Here is a 17,308-nt window from a genome sequence, read left to right on the forward strand (position 1 = left end):
TGCTTGAAACCCTTCAATTAAGGATATAGTAGCTGTACAAGATTATTTCGCTCGGTATCACGTACTTCGCACTTTTTCTATCCTCAATTTTATTTTCACATGATCCATCGGAAGACGTGATACTCATTAGGAGGCCTATATCATGAACCCACAAATCTTAATCGTCGGAGCGGGCCCCACTGGCCTGGCTCTGGCCTATAGCCTGGCGCGCCAAGGCGTGCCGTTTCGGATCATCGATAAAAACGCAGGAACCGGCACCGCCTCGCGTGCGCTCGCTGTGCATGCGCGCATCTTGGAGCAGTACGAGCAATTCGGCCTCGCCGAACGCAACATCAAGCAGGGGCATCCGATTTTGTCGCTCGATGTCAGCGACGGCCAAAAAGTGCGGACCAGAATAAAATTTCATGAACTCGGCAAAGGGCAAAGCCCGTTCCCGTTCATCCTGAGTTTGCCGCAAGACGATCACGAAGAAATCCTCGTCGACGAACTAAGCAAAATCGGCGTCGAAGTGGAATGGAACACCGAGTTGATTTCGTTTGAAGACACGGGCCAAGGCGTGAACACCGTTTTGCAGCAGCAAGGGCAACTGGAAGAAACCGTGGAATTCGCCTATTTATGCGGATGCGACGGCGCCGGCAGCATGATCCGGAAAGGGCTCGAATTCGACTTTCCAGGCGGCACGTACAAGCAATTGTTCTTTGTCGCCGACATCGAAACCGAACAGCCGGTCGACGACATGGAAAAGATGGACATGTACATGGACGATGACGGCTTCATGCTCTACATGTCTGTCCGCAACGCCTACACGAAACGCATACTCGGCATCGTGCCCGAGGAATTCTACGAACGCAGCGAGGTCACCTACGAAGAGATCAACGATTACGTTGTAAATAAAATCCGTGTGAACGCCGCCAAGGTCAATTGGTTCTCGACCTACCGCGTCCATAACCGCGTCAGCGAGCGATTCCAAAAAGGGCGCATCTTCATCCTGGGCGACGCCGGCCATTTGCACAGCCCGACCGGCGGACAAGGCATGAACACCGGCATCGGGGACGCCATCAACCTCGGCTGGAAACTCGCGGCGGTCGTTCAAGGAAAAGCCGCTCCCACGATACTGGGCACCTACGAACAAGAGCGCATTGCCTTTGCACGCCGCTTGATCGCAACGACCGACAAAGCGTTCCAAACGATCGTCAATCAAAAACTGCCGGGGACTTTACTCCGGGAGTATGCCGTCCCTTATGTCTTGCCGTCCGTATTCAAATTTCCGTTCGCCTCAAAAAACGCATTTCGGATCTTATCTCAAATCCATATCAATTACCGCAGCAGTCTCCTGAGCAAAGGCAAAGCCGGAAAAATCTTCGCCGGCATGCGCTTGCCGTGGATTGAAACCGCAGATGGCGATAACTTCGCGCCGCTGCGCTCCGTCGATTGGCAAATCCATATCTACGGCAAAGCGACTCCTGAACTCATTGATTTTGCCCGCTCGCGTTCTATTGATCTCCGTGAATTCCCTTGGGAAGCAAAAATGAAAAACGCCGGATTCAAGCGAGACGCACTGTACCTGATCCGTCCGGATGGCCACGTGGCGCTTGCGACTGAGGGGCAATGGCTGCGTGTGTTAAAGATGTATTTGGAGTCTTTTGGGATCGAAGCGTTTGGAGCAAAGTGAGATCGAGACAACAATGAAAACACACAAAATAAGCCGTATCCATTAACCATAGAGGTTTCTGGATACGGCTTATTTTGCATGCAATTGCAGCCCACACCCTGTATCGATTTCGACACAAGGCGATGATTTATGTGAATCAAGCATTTAATTTGAAGCGCTTTGCCTTGCCATACATACTTTTTCTGGCTGATAGGTCCTTCAAGTCGGCAATGATGACCTTCGGGCTTGAAGGGCCCAATATGGTCGATATATAACTCACTTTAAATGTATAAGTAGCTTTTAACCGGAAGTTTCGATATTCAGGCGAATCTTCCGTCGTCGTCCAGTAAAAAACATTGCCCTCTGCATCTATTAAAGAGACTACCCGATGTTCGTCGTTTGTAAAGCATGACAAAAACTCAAGATCCCTCGTATATTCCATACCTTTTTCGAATCCGTTCACTTCTTTAATCGCTAGCACCATCGAAATCCACCTCATCCCATAGTGATATGCTTTTAATATACCAGAACAAATGTTTGATTACTAGTGAAAAGCTCAAAAAAATAGAATATTTAGTTAAAAAATGATAAAGGAACAAATGAAACTAGTTCACACCCTTTATGGCATATTAAACAAGCTCTTGCGTGAGACACTGGAAAAGCGCATACTTAAGAGTCGAAAAAATGATTAGGAGTTCGGTACATATGGAAAACCAGGCAACAACACTTAAACAGATCACCCCTCAATACGATCCATGGGAAGCGTATATGGATATCGAAGACCACGGGAAATTGACGCTTTCCAGCATCGAATTCACCACAACTTATTTATGCAATATGCGCTGTGAACATTGTGCGGTCGGCTATATGCTCGCGCACAAGGATCCGGATGCGCTGCCGATCGAGCTGCTCTTTTCGCGACTCGATGAAATCCCTCATTTGCGGACCATCAGTTTGACGGGCGGAGAGCCGATGTTCTCGAAAAAATCGGTCGCCAATTACGTCTTGCCCCTCCTGAAATACGCCCATGCACGCGGCATCCGCACCCAGATGAACTCGAACCTGACGATGCCGCTGGATCGCTATATGGAAATCGCCCCTTATTTGGATGTCCTGCACATTTCCCATAACTGGGGCACCATCGATGATTTTGTCGATGGCGGATTTGCCAATATGGAACGTAAGCCTTCCAGAGAGCGGCGGGCTGAACAATTCCAGCGCATGATCGACAACAGCCGTGCACTGGCAGAAGCAGGCGTTATGGTCTCAGCGGAAACGATGCTGAACAAGCGGACATTGCCTCACCTGAAGAGCATACACAAGCAAATCATTGAAGAAATGAAATGTGCGCGCCACGAAGTGCATCCGATGTACCCAAGCGATTTCGCCAGCCAATTGGAAGTGCTGTCGCTCGATGAAACGAGAACAGCGATCCACGAATTACTAGATGTCCGCGATGAAAATGTCTGGATGCTCTTTGGCACCTTGCCGTTTTACCCGTGCAGCCAAAACGACGAAGACATTCAACTCCTAAACCGCATCCACGCAAGCAAAAACGTCACCGTCCGAAACGACCCGGACGGACGCTCGCGGCTCAATGTGAACATCTTCACCGGCGAAGTCATCGTCACCGATTTCGGCGACACACCCGCGATGGGCAACATCCAGCACGATTCCCTGCCAGCGATGCTTGACCGCTGGCTGGAGCGGCCATTAGCCAAAACAATCGCCTGCCACTGCCCAGCGGCCAAATGCCTCGGACCGAATTTATTAGTGAAAGACGCCTACTACCCGGACATCGATTTCACCGTCCAAAAATCGAATATTACCGTTTAAATGAAAAGCCCGATCCGGTGTGGAAACTTCCCACCGGATCGGGTTTTTGCGTTTAAAGAGAGTTGAGATATCCTAAAGGAGGCTAGGGGAAATGAATCCGTAATGGAATCATTCTTCTAACCTCCTTAAGTTTAAAAGTAAGAAATTTATTGGGATTCGTTACAATAAATTCTTCGCTTTTCCCCAAGTCTAATTGGTTTGCTTACCAGAATACCGTACAATTCCTAAACAATTTGTACGGGTGAATAAAAAGAAAAAGCAATACTTATTACCTTGACTCAGCAAATGTAAATATATAGGTATAAATTATAATATATTATCAAAATCGTTTAAAGTTATGTTGTTTTATAAGACGCGTTTCCTTTTTTCTTTTAGCTTTCAATTTTGCCCGAATTTTATTGGCAATAAGAATTAGTAGACTGATACCAAAGGCTATTAATATTATCATTAATTTTTTATCGCTTTTTCGCCGATCCATATAATCATCATAAAAAAACTTTTTATTACAATCAGCATAGTTCCTATAATCTTCATTTAGTTCTTTTACTTTTGTATCATAACTTTTAAAAAGATACACTACTCTTTTAATCCAATATTCAATTATATTAGCCATTATTTTCATCTCCCTTCTTCAAAGAAATTAAAAAATAACTTTCGCCTACAACTTGAATTTCACTGCATAATAGTTGTAATGAATGCCGAACATTTCAAAAACTCTTCATTCTTGTCAGGCATTACGAGTCGTGTCAGCAATTTTTTAAGAAGAACCTGCTTAATTGGTTCGTCTCATTCGGGTCCAACAACCATACTAGGATTTTCAATCAATGAAATATAACTTTAAGTTTTAATTTCTTTGATGTCGTTCTCAGTGAGCATTATAACTACCTAGTCAAAAATATATAATGTAGCCAAGTCATTTTTTGACTGGTCTGCTATCTCTGCTATCTGCTCAGCATTATAATTTAATACCTCGATATTAAGTAATTCGAATAGATAATCAGCAAATTCATCTTTTGCATTTAGATTGGCTTCAGGATTTTTTTGTTGATGATTTATCTTTCTATTAATTGCTGCTGTAAATAAATCAGCTACTTGTATAAGTCTACTCATTTTAGAATCCAATGAATGAAAAGCATTTAATTTCACCTTTTCATCATAATGTATTTTAAAGTTATCAATTAAAGATTGCTTTATTTGATTTATCCGAAGTGCACTCTCACCATCTTCTTTATCCTTAAAGTAAGCTACTTGTTTAGGCAATTGAATTCTTCCACTTTCGCTTTCATGTTCCATCCCAATTCTAACTAACTGATAAAACAATTCTGTATTTAAATCATCTATAGAAATATTAAGTTTAGTTTGATTTACTGCTATAGCTTTATACCCTACCATGTGACCATTACTAATAGCGAAGTTTACAAAATCTTTATAAGTTTGAAGATTGTTGCCGTTATTTTTTAATTTATTGAAATGAAATTCGTCAGGAAACGAAATATCTTCTTGCTTTCTTTGTTGCGACCATTCAACTAAATCACTGTTAAGTTCTCCTTCGTTTGCTAGAATCCATACACTACCTACAATTGCAAACTCATCGTTTTTTCCACTTTCATCCGCATATATTGAAATATAATCAACTGCGGGTTTAGTTGCTATTTGAATTTCTTTCTGGATTTCCTCATTGTCCCTTCTAAATCTTCTAACTTTCTTATCACCTTGGAATAACCGGTATTCATTTTGAATTTTAGCGCGTACTCTTGCTATAGAGGTTAATCGTTCGAGTTCAAATAATTTCTCAAAACTTACAGATCCTCCTCGATGTTCTTGAAATATCTCCCAATACTTAATCATAAGAGCAACATCTGAATTTCTTGTTTCAGGATATTTATTTAATATAGTTGCAATTTTAGTTATCAAATGTTTAGTATTTCCTTGTTGTACAGCAATCCAAAGCTCTTCCCCTTTTTTTATACGCTCTGCCTCTTTCTCTTCATCTACTAAAATAATCTCTTCTTCGTTTATTACTTCATTATCCATTTCTGCCAAGACTTCTTCTAATCCTTTATTCATAAAACCACTCCCATTTCAGATATACACCTAAAGTAATGTCATAGTAGTTCATTTTTTAGTTTCTACTAACCAAGGGGCAACCAACTATATTTCTTGCAAACTTGTACTAAGTTATACAAAAGGCAAATGTGTCTCATTGGTAGTTCTCGCTGCTACCATACCTCGCTGATAGAAAGTTGAACTAAGATCTGCATAATGGGTAGTAGCTGGAAGTCTTGTTTTATTCAATGCATGTACGTGCATGAAGGATAATGCATATACATCGCTTATAACTTGCTCAAAACTTAACGCACTCGTTTTTTGAACTACTTTAATCGGAAGTGCCATACCGATTTGTTCTCGTGGATTCGTTGCACACAATAATGCCTCTTTACCTCTAAAGTAATAAGTGCCTTGACGTGTTTCCATTTTATTATCTTTCGAGTCGTAATAAGCCATTCGACGTTTAGGGGATTTAATCACTTCTACAATGTCGAATTGAATTCCTTTTGCTCCCAGCACCTCTGAGATTAGCTCCGTGTTTTCTCTCCAAAAACCATCACGATGAATAGTTACATGTTTAGGCAATACATCAAATTGAACTCTATATTTATGAAGCACTTCATTAAGTGTATCTCTTAGAAGTTCATCACTAACTTTTTCTCCCGCATTTGCTCCCCCAACTGCTGATTGCTTTATTAATCGTCCATCATTCCCTATAACGTTAATTATGCCTGCTGTGCTACGGCCTTTTTCGTGGCTGACATCAAGCCCAATAAAACAGTCAGAATTTGTTTTTTTATTCAAAACCCAAGGCTGCATTCCGCTCTTCACATACAAGCCTAATAATATATTGTAGAAAGTATAAGACAGGTTTCTATCATTTTGAACGCTTAACGCTATCCGTTTAACGGCTTCATCATCTTTAATATTAAATGAAAGTTCCTTATTACTGGATAACATCTTGTGAAACTCTTTTAATCGGTCAACAGAAATAACTTGTGAAGAAATATCCCAGTTTCCTCCGAATTGTTTTTTAAAAGGTTCATATAGTTCAAGATGAGGCACACTCAGTACAGCTAAAACAGTCGTATTTTCAAATACTGCTTCATGCTCTTTTATCTGCCAGTCAAAATTCTTGAAAAAGTCCTGGTTCAACTTGCCACTTATACTCCTTGTTTGGTTACTAATATCAATTTTAACTCCATGTTTTCTAGCAATTTCTCTTAAGATGCAGAAGTACTTATATACAAAAACCTTATCTATTGATTCATTTAGTGCTGTTTCATCTACAAAGAGACTTACTGTCATTTCCCCGCCTTTATAAATTTTTCCGTTCTTTAATCCATAAACCGGCCACTTTTGCGGCTTATCAAATAAGACAGTCGAATCTTCCAATTTATTTATTTCATAACCATTATTTTTCGCTAAAAATGGTTCAGGAGAAAAGGTTAAGTACTTTACGCTGTTTAAAATATTCAACGAATCTTCCATTGTCTGCTTCATGCGAAATAAAGGTTTAAGCTTAATCACTTTATTTACTGCTGAAATTTCATTTGCCTTCATTGATTTGTAACTGCACACAGGTTTTAAAAACTGTGCTGCCATCACAATTATTTTGCCATCTCGCGTTTTCACATGAGCAACTTTTGTACTTTTCGAGAGTTGACCGATTTTAAACTTTTGACCTTTTTGGTCAAAATATTCAACGATGGATTGATTCATTAAAGGAGAATTATCATAAACTCCATAATCAGCCAAATGATCAAAAAAGTATGTGTAATTGCTATAAGGATTTGAGGTATCTACTAATTCCAGTTGATCTTTTATTACCTCATTGCGTTCAATCATTTGTTGAAGGGTAATAGTATACTCAAATTTATGAGTAAGATTAAATCCAATATGTATCTTATTGTCGATAATATTTACATGAATAGATAACGCAGGGTAAACGAGTACTTCACCAGCTTTTTCCCCTTGTTTTTTCTGCAAATCATATCCCACCTGCTTTAAGTCAAGGCGATGGGTTCCCGCCTTTAATAAACTCGCTTTGATAAGTTGTTCTAACAAACCACACTCAAAATTACTATGTTCATCAATAATGCGGTAGTCATATGACTTTGCTTCATAACCTGCCATATTCTTGATCTCAGCAATAGCCATAATACTGCTTTCCCGATAGATTATGACATTGTTTCTATTCTTCCATTTAAGTGTTCTGCAAATTTCTGAGACTCCTTTATATCGATCATCTTGATTTTCTAAAGGAAATTTATAAATGTGGACTTTAATGGTGTTTGCTTTTTCGTTTGCAACTGCTTCTGTTATATAAGCTTCCATATTCTCGCCTCTTTTACTATTATTTACCTTAATATACGATTTAAAAGTCAGAAAGTTTCATTAACTACTCGAAAGTTTAATACTATATAAGATTTCGCACTTCATATTCTTGAGTTTCTAAATACAACTCTACTAATTGAAGAAAGACAAGCTCGAGAACCACTCGTGCCATAAAATAGAACCACCTCGGACAAAATTTAGAACCACTTCGGACATGCGAGAACCACTCATAAGAATAAGAAGGCCGCCTAACGGCGGCTTTTTATGCTTATGACTGAATCCCAAGTCTTTCGCGCATGGAAATCTTGCCATCAATCAAAATGGAATGAGAACTGTGAATGACACGGTCAAGGATGGCATCTGCGAGCGTGGCTTCTCCGATCTGTTCATACCAACCGCTAGGTTCAAACTGAGAACAGAAAATGGTTGAGGCGTTTTGATACCTGGCTTCGACGATCTCTAGCACATCACGGGCTTCATGCTCTGTCAGAGAGACAAGCAACCATTCGTCCAAAATTAGTAAGTTTACCTTTCGGTAAGCTTTCATGTGTTTCTGATAGGTTCCGTTCAATCGTGCCAGGGCAAGCTCATCGAGTAAGTCGGGCAGGCGGATGTACTTGGCTGTATAGCCATTTCGACAAGCGCTGATTCCAAGTGCGCATGCCAAATAGGATTTTCCGTTGCCAGATGTGCCTTTTAGGATGACGTTCTGCTTCTCGCCAATGTAATTGCAGCTGGCTAAACGCAAGATGGTCGTGCGATCGAGCTTGCGGTCTTCGTGGTACTGGATGTCTTCAACACAAGCATCGGGCATACGTAAATTCGCAGACCGGATCAGCCGATCCAATTTATTGTTCTTTCGGCGGATGTACTCACTATCGATCAATAAATTAAAACGGTCTTCGAACGACAGTTCCTGGTATTGCGGATCTTTCATCTGTTCATAATACGTATCGGCAATCGCGCTCAAGCGCATCTCGTTTAGTTTGGTGATCGTGGATTCAATGGTCATTGGTCTTTCCTCCCGTAATAGTCTGCCCCTCTGACAAACCCATGCTCTTTTGAAAGGCTAACAGTTTTCTTTTGTGACAGAGTCGTCGCTTTGACTTCACGCTCTGTTTTTAGAATTGTTTTGATCGTATTCAAGCTCACCCTTGGAGAGAAGGTTAGTGACTTTTCACAAGCCACTTCGAGTTCACGTTCGCTATACTGCGCAACGAGTTTAGACAGCCCTTGGCACAGTTTTAATGCCTGCTTTTCATTGGTGCCATTGGCTAAAATCGTGCGCACTGCTTTTTCCGTAGAGGGTCCGACGGACTCTCCCCATTCAATAAGATGCTTTGGCGTAAACAGAAGAAATTGCTGATGTTTAGCGGGCAGATATTCGAACACCGTAGACGTTTGTCCATCCTTTCCAAACAATCGCTTGTGGGAGGCAATCCGGAAGTTGTTGAAGAATACCTCCACCATCGTTCGGGTGATACGGATTTCTACCACATGTTTAATGTATTCATAGGGCACGGAATAATACATTTTATCTTCTACGATATGATAATCTGGTTGTACGGTGGCTTTCTTCCAGTGAGCCATTTCGTATCGGGAAGCAGGTAAGGACAGAAGCGCAAACTTCTCCTCTTCCAAGAAGGCAGAGAGCCGGCTTCCCTTTTTCTTTTGAAATTCTTTTTGATTGAATTCATCCAATTTAAGCCGAACGGCTTCGTTCAGTTCTTGTAATGAAAAGAATACTTGGCTCCTTAAAGAAGCGATAATCCACGTGGTGATGGTACCGACGGTTCCTTCGACACTTGGTTTATCCTTTGGTTTCCTGATGCGCGCGGGGATAATAACCGTCTGGTAATGCTCTGCTAGCTCTTGATACGTTCGGTTAATCACAGGGTCACTATAAGACGGTTTATCAACGCCGGTTTTCAAGTTGTCTGGGACCACGGTCTGGGTGACGCCCCCGAAGAATTCAAAGGCATGGATATGCCCGGTGATCCAATTCAGGGAATTCATAGAATAGAATCCTTCGACATACGAGTAGGAGCTGCACGACAAAGTAGCCGCAAAAAGAAAGACCTCGTGCACTTCACCGGTCGTTTGATCTCGGACGCTCATAGTAGAACCTGCCCAATCAACTTCCAGAGTTTCAGCCGGCTTCCGCTTGATGCGCATGGTAGCTTTGGTTGCCGTGACGAACTTGCTGTATTCCCGGCAGAATTGACGGTAGCTGTAGGGAATCTGATTTCCATTGCGGCAGACGATCACATACTCATGCCAGAGTAGCGAGAGCGTCACGCCCGTTTTTGCCATTTCTTTATGGACGTAGTCCATGTCAGGCAAGTGCCTTTCGTCTTTCACATGCTTCTCGGGAAACAGAAGCTTCTGAAGTTCTTTGTCTCCGAAATCCTCCGACAAGGGCCAGGAAATCCCTTTCCTTTCTGCTTGCTCCAGCACTTCCGTGATGGTGTTGCGTGAACACTTACAGCTTGCTGCGATTCCCCGTTTAGATACTTGTTGAGAATTCAGCCGGAGAATCTCCCGATATTTGATCATAAAAAACCTCCTATACCATCAATTTGCGAAATATTCCGCAAACTAATTATATAGGAGTGGTTCTCGCATGTCTTAAGTGGTTCTATTTCTTGTCCGAAGTGGTTCTAAAATATGGCACAGGTGGTTCTGTTAAGTGGCTGTATGCAACTAATATTAGAATATATTTCTTGGTATCTCTAAACAGAGAGAAACAATTTCCAAACATTTTCTACAAATGTAAACGCCGTGTCAACGCCGGTTTAATTTTCCCCATTATAGTCGGAATAAAATTCCCACTTCAGCTGCTTTGCAGATGTAGTTATTGGCTAGAGTATAATGTATTATTCAAATCCTTCTATATTGTCCCTTATATAGCGTTAGAATTTAAAACACCCTTCACTAAAATGTCAGCATGTGGATGCCGGCAGCTCAGTAGAGGGTGTTTTCGGTATAGTTTTAACTATTAATTTTTCTGTGGCACATACGCCTTGTCATCTTCCATCACTTCAACCGGCAATTCCGACAGAACCTCTTGCCCTGCTAGTTGCTGCAGACTGATTTTTTTCGGCACCAGTTGTTTCAAGCTCACCAAGTTGCAGTATTCCAGAGCCTTGATGCCGATATTAATTTTCACTTTAGAATTCTTTTCGATGTATTTCGCTTTCTTTTTAATAGCCACAATCAAGGCATGGTTCTCCCCCACGATCTACGCCAAAGTCCGCGATTTCAAATCAGCTTCCTCGTAGTTCCGAAATATCCGAAGATACGGCTCGTAGCACTCTTCGATAAACTGTACATTGAGTAGCACGAGTTCCTGCTTGACGCTGAACTCACTAACGAGCACTCGCTCATTTAAACTTATAACCTATTCCTTCAACATTTGTGCAAGGAATTAAATCACATGCTCTGTAATCCCAATTATGTAGATAGAAGCTTTTGACGACTTTATAGATTAGAATCTACATGATTATAATCAGGAAATTTATTGAAATAACTGTCGACTATTTTGATAATTTCTGTTTTCCGTTCTCTTCTTGTTCTATTTCCTTGTTTTATATTAAATCCGGGTAAAGTAAGATTCAAATGGTTTCTTACTGCAATTAAAAATTCCGGTGCTTCTTTATCCAAAGAATATCGATTATCGAAAATTGTGTAATGAAAATCAATCGGATACTCATAATAAGCTAATAACATCAAAAATGCTGCCTGCATCTCATAGTCAGAATTGTAATTTCTTGAACTCAAAATTTTATAGTATTCTTCCCAGTTTTCATAAATAAAATCTACTAGTTTTATAAATTTTCTGGGGTTTTGTAAATTCAATTCCTCAGAAAATAGATTAAACAACTTCCAATACGAGCTATTTATATCATTTAAACTATGGACCATGTATTCTATATCTGCTCCTTCGTTTTCTTCTAAACTAGCTAATTCAGAAATGTAACCATTGATTTTTTCATCCTCTAATACAGTTATCCACTTATTTTGATTAGTGTAAATGAAGGCCTCTAAATTATTATTAAGTGCTTTGTAACTAGTATTATCTATATCAAAGACGCTTTTTAAAACATTTGTCGTAAGCGTTCTAAGTTGATAATCCGTTTGTATATAATACTTCTTTTGAAAAATCTTTTGCAGATAATATTCAGGATTTTTAAACCCTTCGCTTGTTAACGCTTCATTTATTGCCTTATCATCCATTGCAATAACAAAATGTATTCCTGGTAAATTTAATACTGCATTCATCATTTGAAAAACTACTAAAATTTCTTTCGGAAATACCCTATCTAACTCATCTATAATCACAACTATCTTTTCTTCTGACCCATAGAAAATCCGATTTAGTTCCTTACTCAAATCATTCTTTCTTTTTGATAAAGGTTTATCAAAAAGTAATTGACTAATTCCTTGAGAAGTTTTTTCAGCACTGTTTGCTAAAATACTCAATCCATTTGGATCTATACCTTGAGCAGCAGCTCCAGCATAGGCAGCTGCTTTGGTCGCAGAGGGAATGATTTTCTTCGCATATTCTATGAACTTAGATTTCAAATTGTCATAACCATCATCAATAGAATAATATATCTCTTCAAATAGATTCTTAATTAGGGAGTCTCTATCAGTTATCATCCATGGGTTGAATCGAATTACATTCACATTGCTATCCCTTAAATCTTTTTCAATGAAATTTAGCATGGTCGATTTTCCTGAACCCCAGGAACCGTTTACAGAAATTGCGCATGGAAAATGTGAAGGGAATTTTTTTATGAATTTGGAGATTTCTTTAGACTTTGGCTCAAAATTTAATTTATCGTGATGACTTTCAGTCAGAGGCAAATGATTTAAAATTGTCATATTAGCTCCTTCATAATAAATGAGTATCATTCTATTTGTGCAAGTCGCTTATTTTTCACCATCAAGATTTTTTGATATTTTATAACTCAAATAAAAACTATAGGAAATACCTAAAGCTTTAGATTTGCTAGTATTTTTAATAGTTTAGTTTAAGGCACAAAGTCTGCATCAACTATGAAATTTAGGAAATACTTGCTCACTCTCAAATTCTCCTAATCGAATTTGCCTAATAATACTTTCTCGAAACTTTCTTAACTGATTCTTAGAATATCTTTCTGTTTGATACACAATAACACTTCTATTAAATAGAAACTGATGTGGTACCTCACCGATAACTTCACCAGTTTTTATGTTATAAGTATACTGAGCTATATTTTTATCTTTGAAAACCTCCTTAGCAATAGGATTCTTAGCATAAGGGTTATGAAATATCATAAGTCCATCTGTTAAATCTTCTTGGTAAGTAGTTTTTTCTGCTAAACCACTTATTGGTTGAGTACCGAAATCATTATATTTGTCATAACTAACTACTGTAACTCGTGGATCATCACTCAATATTCTTGCTTTCCCTACTGTAGCAGTTTTACTGAAAATTACAGCACTGACGTGAGAATAATCAGGTTTAGTAAAGTAGCCAAGAGGAATTTTAGCTCCATTAGATTTTTCGATTTCTTCGATTAAAACTCCATCAATAATTTCACGATCGTATTCATCCCAATCGATAGCTATATATCTATCAAAACCATATAGAACCCTAAATATGGGTTGAGTATTTTGAGTGAAAAAGTATGGGGAATCAAACGGTGCAATAGCAATTAGAAAAGGTTTATCTTTAACATGCTCAAGTTTATTATAACTTTCATATTTTTTCGACTTTCCAACAAATGCATTCGCAAGCCTTATAGTAGCATTTTCCTCTATTTTTCCTTCAAGCCATTCTTCTATTTCTTCTTTGGAATATTTCCTTTCCCATTCAGGTGTCATTCCATTTGCATTAAGTGCAACTGTTGCTTCTATGCAAAAATCGTTTTCTCCTTCAATATTAAAGTCTGGTCTATCGTAAGAAAAATTCACTTTTAAACCTAATTCCTTAAAAACTGCAAAAAGGTATAACTCCCAAAAAGAAGAATTAAATGTAGTTTGAAATTCTCTTATAAATTTATTATCTCTGTCTAAAAATCCTGTAGCCCACTTTTCAATTTCCCTTCTTAGAAAAGGTATTTCATCTTCTATTAAGACTTTGAAGTTTGGATGTAACTCTACCTTTTTTAGCTCTGTACTGAATAAATCTATACTAATATCTCTCATTAAGTTATTTGCCTCCCAACTAATCATTCTTTTATTCTCAACTCTATTTGTGACACGCTAGAGTATAGTTCATTAACTAATAGCACTAGAGCTTCATTCAATTCATATCGCACAATTTTCCCTTCGTATCCTAAACTATGGTTGTGATCAGTAGTACTATCTAGGTTATCGAATCTAGGATTTTCTTGAATTGACGCTATAAATATAAGTTGAGGATTATAAAGATGTCAATGCCGGTTTATTTATCCCCGTTATAGCCGGAACAAAACTCCCCACTTCAGCTACTTTACAGATTCCGCAAGTAATTAAATTCTTTAAAATACTCTAGTTATGAGATTCTTTCTAGTTAATATAAGGTCTTGCACCTCACGTTCAGTTCTTTCAAATTGTCATTTTCCTTTTATCTGGTTTTTAAAGATCAACTTGAATAAACTTTAAAACAGGATTGTAACTTTTATTTAGTAAAATTAGTTTGGCAAAAAGAAATATTTCAACATTCCACTTTTAGCAGCTTCTAGATTCTCTCTAATCGAACACAGAAATGAATACTTAATTGCTCGAATAAAGACTAAAGCCGTATCTATTAACTTTTCAGGTTAAAAGATACGGCTTCTGCTCTATGCCATTGTAGTTAAACTTAGTTGGACAATAGGCAACAAGTTATTGTCTACACATTCCTATACTCTCTATTTTTTCTCCCCTATTGCAGAAATTAAAATTTTCTTTTTACAATTTTCCAAAGACTTCAATGTATGTCTATAATCTCTTCTTTCTTTACTGACTAAATCGATTAGAGTATTGCAAATACTTAAAGCTTGGTTTTTTTGTTGACTATTCCAACGACTTAAGTTTTTAAGAATAGAACTTTCAATTAAGTAAAATTGTTTATATACATAATAAGTTTGAGTTCTATTTTTGTTTATTGCGGCTCTCCAGTATTTTACAGCTTCTTTTAAATCTTTTACAGACTCATTACTTCTATCTTCATCAATATTTCTTTCTAATATAAACCTTCCATATTGAGTATCAATTTGATACGTATTAAAATTTTTCGCTTTTTCCGCAAGTTTATACGCATTATCAAAATAAACTTCTGCTCTATCATATTTGTTTGCATCAATACAAGCCATTCCGTATTGCATCCAAAAAAATATATTGCTATTAAATACTTTTAATTTCTCGAGTCTATCAAAATAATTTAGAACCTGCTGATTAATAGCCTTGTTATCAGTAACTCTAGTTTGTACAAGTATTTCTCTAACATTAGAAATAGAAATAAGTTTTTCACGTATTATTTTACAACTTCCGTCAGACAATTTTACAGCTTCTACCACCATTTTTTCAATAATATCTACCATGCTCATATTCAAATTTTTAGAAACCAAAATATGTTTGGATAAAATTGAAGATTTCATTTTAATTATATTATTATCTATATCAACAATCTCATTTAAATTTTTATCTCTTTTTAACGTAGCTATATTTAGCTGATGGCCTAATAATGATATGATTTCGTCAAACCTTAAGTCCAAAGTACAAGAATTATTAACGATTACCGCCAATAAAATATCTTTTTTTATCTTATCATTTAGGATTGGTTCAATTACATCATTGATTTTTTTTTCAATAATTTTAGATTTCATAATAAACAACAATACATTTAACATACTTGAATTACATTGGGTTCTAATTATTTTCGCAGTTTCTTCAATCGAAGAGTCGAAAACTCCAGTAAAATTTCTATCTATCAAGTACTTACTTAATCTTATTATTTCCTTCTCGGTTAATGAATTTATATCGTATTCATTGATAATCTGATCCTTTGCTATTTTCTCTTCTAAACGAAAATAAACAGATTGGTTAATAAATGATCTACTTGTTAAAATCAACTTTGTTTCAACAGTAGTCATATGCAAAATCTTATAAACTACCCCTAGATGGTTATGATAATTGTCTATGAAAACTACTTTATCTCCTTCCATTCTATTTATCTTTTCAATTTCTAATTCCCATTCTCCATCAAGATCTATAAACTCAAATACTTCATATTTTCCCGTTAATTTATGAGCTAACATTTTCGAAACACATGTTTTACCATTTCCTAAATGAGAGTGTATAATCCCTACTCTCATTTTTGGATTCATGAGATCACCAGCGATAGTCCCAAGAACATCTCTTTGAATTAAATAATCATTATTTTCTTTATTTATATTCAAAAGTAAATCTTCAATTTCTCCATGAATTAGTAAACTCCATATATCAGTTTCATCCAATTCTTTATATGTGTAGTTATAACTATTATTTATTATAGAAAAAGACTTCAATTCTTCATTACTTTGTTTTGGAATATAACTCTGGTTAACTTTCAATACTTCTTCCAACAAACCTTCTGCTCCTATATTATGTATATCTCCTATTAATTCCTTCCTAGCACTATCTATTTTAGAATATCTATCACCATTTTTATCAATAAACATTATTTTCTTCTTGACTTCATCAGGCATATACAAAACACGTTGTATATCTAAATCATATTTGAGAGAAGCCCCAATAATTATTATAGCTTTTGAATTTCTTACATCATGATCAAAGGCTTTTTTTGATTCACTGGCTAAAAAACTATCTACCAAATAACTTCTAGTCGTTAATTTAAAATCATTTTCCAATTCATCACTACTAACAGATCGTGCATATCCGTTTAAGTGGACTACACAATTTTTATTTAAAATGTCATTTTGCTTCGAATTCATAGTATACGTGTTAATTTTGAAATCATATGCAAACTCCACTGTGTCATCATAGTTCGTAGTATAAATTCTTTTCCAGGGAAGTTTCGCTATTTCTTTTTGATAATTAGTTATTTCTTTTGTATAGAATAAGTTTTGTATCTCTCTTATTAAATTACTTTTTCTATTCTCTAGTTCCCTCTCATTAGGAGCGCTCTGCAAATACAAGTCTGTAACTTCATCCAAAGTCCCTACTTCATCTAAATTCATTTCTTCTGAAAGTAGATTACTAAAATCAACAGCATCAGCCATTTTTTTATTTGAAATATTAGTTGCATCTCTTGAGAATCCCGCACCTAAAAATAATAAAGCATTTCCATCAAGTATGTGTTTTATTGCCTCTTCTAACAACATTGGATTTCCACCTCTTTAAATTTGATAATATGTCTACTATGATAACTGGTGAATTCATCTGAATGTCTTTTCGCTTTTTAAACCTCTTTTTTTAAGCTGA

The 17,308-nt window shown here is 37.3% G+C and carries 12 protein-coding genes; 2 read left to right on the forward strand and 10 right to left on the reverse strand.

Translation table 11 applies throughout. The annotated features are described in order from the left end of the window. Positions 1-142: 142 nt before the first annotated feature. Entirely contained in the window at positions 143-1,672 is a 1,530-nt protein-coding gene (locus tag AB9R92_RS08285; protein WP_370668988.1) for an FAD-dependent monooxygenase, read from the forward strand. A gap of 136 nt (positions 1,673-1,808) precedes the next feature. On the opposite strand, the gene AB9R92_RS08290 is transcribed toward AB9R92_RS08285, so the two are convergent. Beyond that, positions 1,809-2,135 carry a hypothetical protein gene (locus AB9R92_RS08290; protein WP_370668989.1) on the reverse strand — a complete coding sequence of 109 codons (327 nt, stop codon included), beginning with the start codon at positions 2,133-2,135 and terminating at the stop codon, positions 1,809-1,811. 221 nt (positions 2,136-2,356) lie between these two features. Between AB9R92_RS08290 and yfkAB the strand changes: the two genes are divergently transcribed. Continuing rightward, the gene (yfkAB, locus tag AB9R92_RS08295) at positions 2,357-3,487 is read left to right on the forward strand and encodes a radical SAM/CxCxxxxC motif protein YfkAB (protein WP_370668990.1); all 1,131 of its coding nucleotides are present in this window, start codon (positions 2,357-2,359) and stop codon (positions 3,485-3,487) included. A 319-nt stretch (positions 3,488-3,806) separates the two neighbouring features. Here the strand turns inward: yfkAB and AB9R92_RS08300 are convergent, their stop codons facing one another. The 9 genes from AB9R92_RS08300 to AB9R92_RS08340 form a co-directional block, all read right to left on the reverse strand. Next, on the reverse strand, positions 3,807-4,100 hold the full coding sequence (locus tag AB9R92_RS08300) for a hypothetical protein (RefSeq protein WP_370668991.1): 294 nt from the start codon (positions 4,098-4,100) through the stop codon (positions 3,807-3,809). A 272-nt stretch (positions 4,101-4,372) separates the two neighbouring features. Further along, a complete protein-coding gene (locus AB9R92_RS08305) occupies positions 4,373-5,554 on the reverse strand; it encodes a DUF3800 domain-containing protein (protein WP_370668992.1) in 1,182 nt (393 codons plus the stop codon). Between the two features lie 111 nt (positions 5,555-5,665). Continuing rightward, on the reverse strand, positions 5,666-7,873 hold the full coding sequence (locus AB9R92_RS08310) for a Piwi domain-containing protein (protein ID WP_370668993.1): 2,208 nt from the start codon (positions 7,871-7,873) through the stop codon (positions 5,666-5,668). A 268-nt stretch (positions 7,874-8,141) separates the two neighbouring features. Further along, positions 8,142-8,885, reverse strand: coding sequence for an IS21-like element helper ATPase IstB (gene istB / locus AB9R92_RS08315; protein ID WP_370668994.1), 744 nt, complete (start codon positions 8,883-8,885; stop codon positions 8,142-8,144). After that, on the reverse strand, positions 8,882-10,429 hold the full coding sequence (gene istA, locus AB9R92_RS08320; RefSeq protein ID WP_370668995.1) for an IS21 family transposase: 1,548 nt from the start codon (positions 10,427-10,429) through the stop codon (positions 8,882-8,884). The genes istB and istA overlap by 4 nt, the downstream gene beginning before the upstream one ends. 442 nt (positions 10,430-10,871) lie before the next feature. Then, the gene (locus AB9R92_RS08325) at positions 10,872-11,093 is read right to left on the reverse strand and encodes a hypothetical protein (RefSeq protein WP_370668996.1); all 222 of its coding nucleotides are present in this window, start codon (positions 11,091-11,093) and stop codon (positions 10,872-10,874) included. 260 nt (positions 11,094-11,353) lie between these two features. Then, on the reverse strand, positions 11,354-12,760 hold the full coding sequence (locus AB9R92_RS08330) for a KAP family P-loop NTPase fold protein (protein ID WP_370668997.1): 1,407 nt from the start codon (positions 12,758-12,760) through the stop codon (positions 11,354-11,356). A gap of 168 nt (positions 12,761-12,928) precedes the next feature. Then, positions 12,929-14,068: a hypothetical protein gene (locus AB9R92_RS08335; RefSeq protein WP_370668998.1), complete on the reverse strand. Its 1,140-nt coding sequence runs from the start codon at positions 14,066-14,068 to the stop codon at positions 12,929-12,931. A 686-nt stretch (positions 14,069-14,754) separates the two neighbouring features. Further along, positions 14,755-17,208 carry an SIR2 family protein gene (locus tag AB9R92_RS08340; RefSeq protein WP_370668999.1) on the reverse strand — a complete coding sequence of 818 codons (2,454 nt, stop codon included), beginning with the start codon at positions 17,206-17,208 and terminating at the stop codon, positions 14,755-14,757. Positions 17,209-17,308: the final 100 nt, after the last annotated feature.

Source organism: Planococcus sp. SSTMD024 (assembly GCF_041320495.1).
Taxonomy (GTDB): Bacteria; Bacillota; Bacilli; order Bacillales_A; family Planococcaceae; genus Planococcus.

What these genes read in the sequence shown, in the direction of transcription:
- AB9R92_RS08285 (WP_370668988.1), top strand. Translation starts at nt 143, where the DNA reads ATGAACCCACAAATCTTAATCGTCGGAGCGGGCCCCACTGGCCTGGCT.
- AB9R92_RS08290 (WP_370668989.1), bottom strand. Translation starts at nt 2,135, where the DNA reads ATGGTGCTAGCGATTAAAGAAGTGAACGGATTCGAAAAAGGTATGGAA.
- yfkAB (WP_370668990.1), top strand. Translation starts at nt 2,357, where the DNA reads ATGGAAAACCAGGCAACAACACTTAAACAGATCACCCCTCAATACGAT.
- AB9R92_RS08300 (WP_370668991.1), bottom strand. Translation starts at nt 4,100, where the DNA reads ATGGCTAATATAATTGAATATTGGATTAAAAGAGTAGTGTATCTTTTT.
- AB9R92_RS08305 (WP_370668992.1), bottom strand. Translation starts at nt 5,554, where the DNA reads ATGAATAAAGGATTAGAAGAAGTCTTGGCAGAAATGGATAATGAAGTA.
- AB9R92_RS08310 (WP_370668993.1), bottom strand. Translation starts at nt 7,873, where the DNA reads ATGGAAGCTTATATAACAGAAGCAGTTGCAAACGAAAAAGCAAACACC.
- istB (WP_370668994.1), bottom strand. Translation starts at nt 8,885, where the DNA reads ATGACCATTGAATCCACGATCACCAAACTAAACGAGATGCGCTTGAGC.
- istA (WP_370668995.1), bottom strand. Translation starts at nt 10,429, where the DNA reads ATGATCAAATATCGGGAGATTCTCCGGCTGAATTCTCAACAAGTATCT.
- AB9R92_RS08330 (WP_370668997.1), bottom strand. Translation starts at nt 12,760, where the DNA reads ATGACAATTTTAAATCATTTGCCTCTGACTGAAAGTCATCACGATAAA.
- AB9R92_RS08335 (WP_370668998.1), bottom strand. Translation starts at nt 14,068, where the DNA reads ATGAGAGATATTAGTATAGATTTATTCAGTACAGAGCTAAAAAAGGTA.
- AB9R92_RS08340 (WP_370668999.1), bottom strand. Translation starts at nt 17,208, where the DNA reads ATGTTGTTAGAAGAGGCAATAAAACACATACTTGATGGAAATGCTTTA.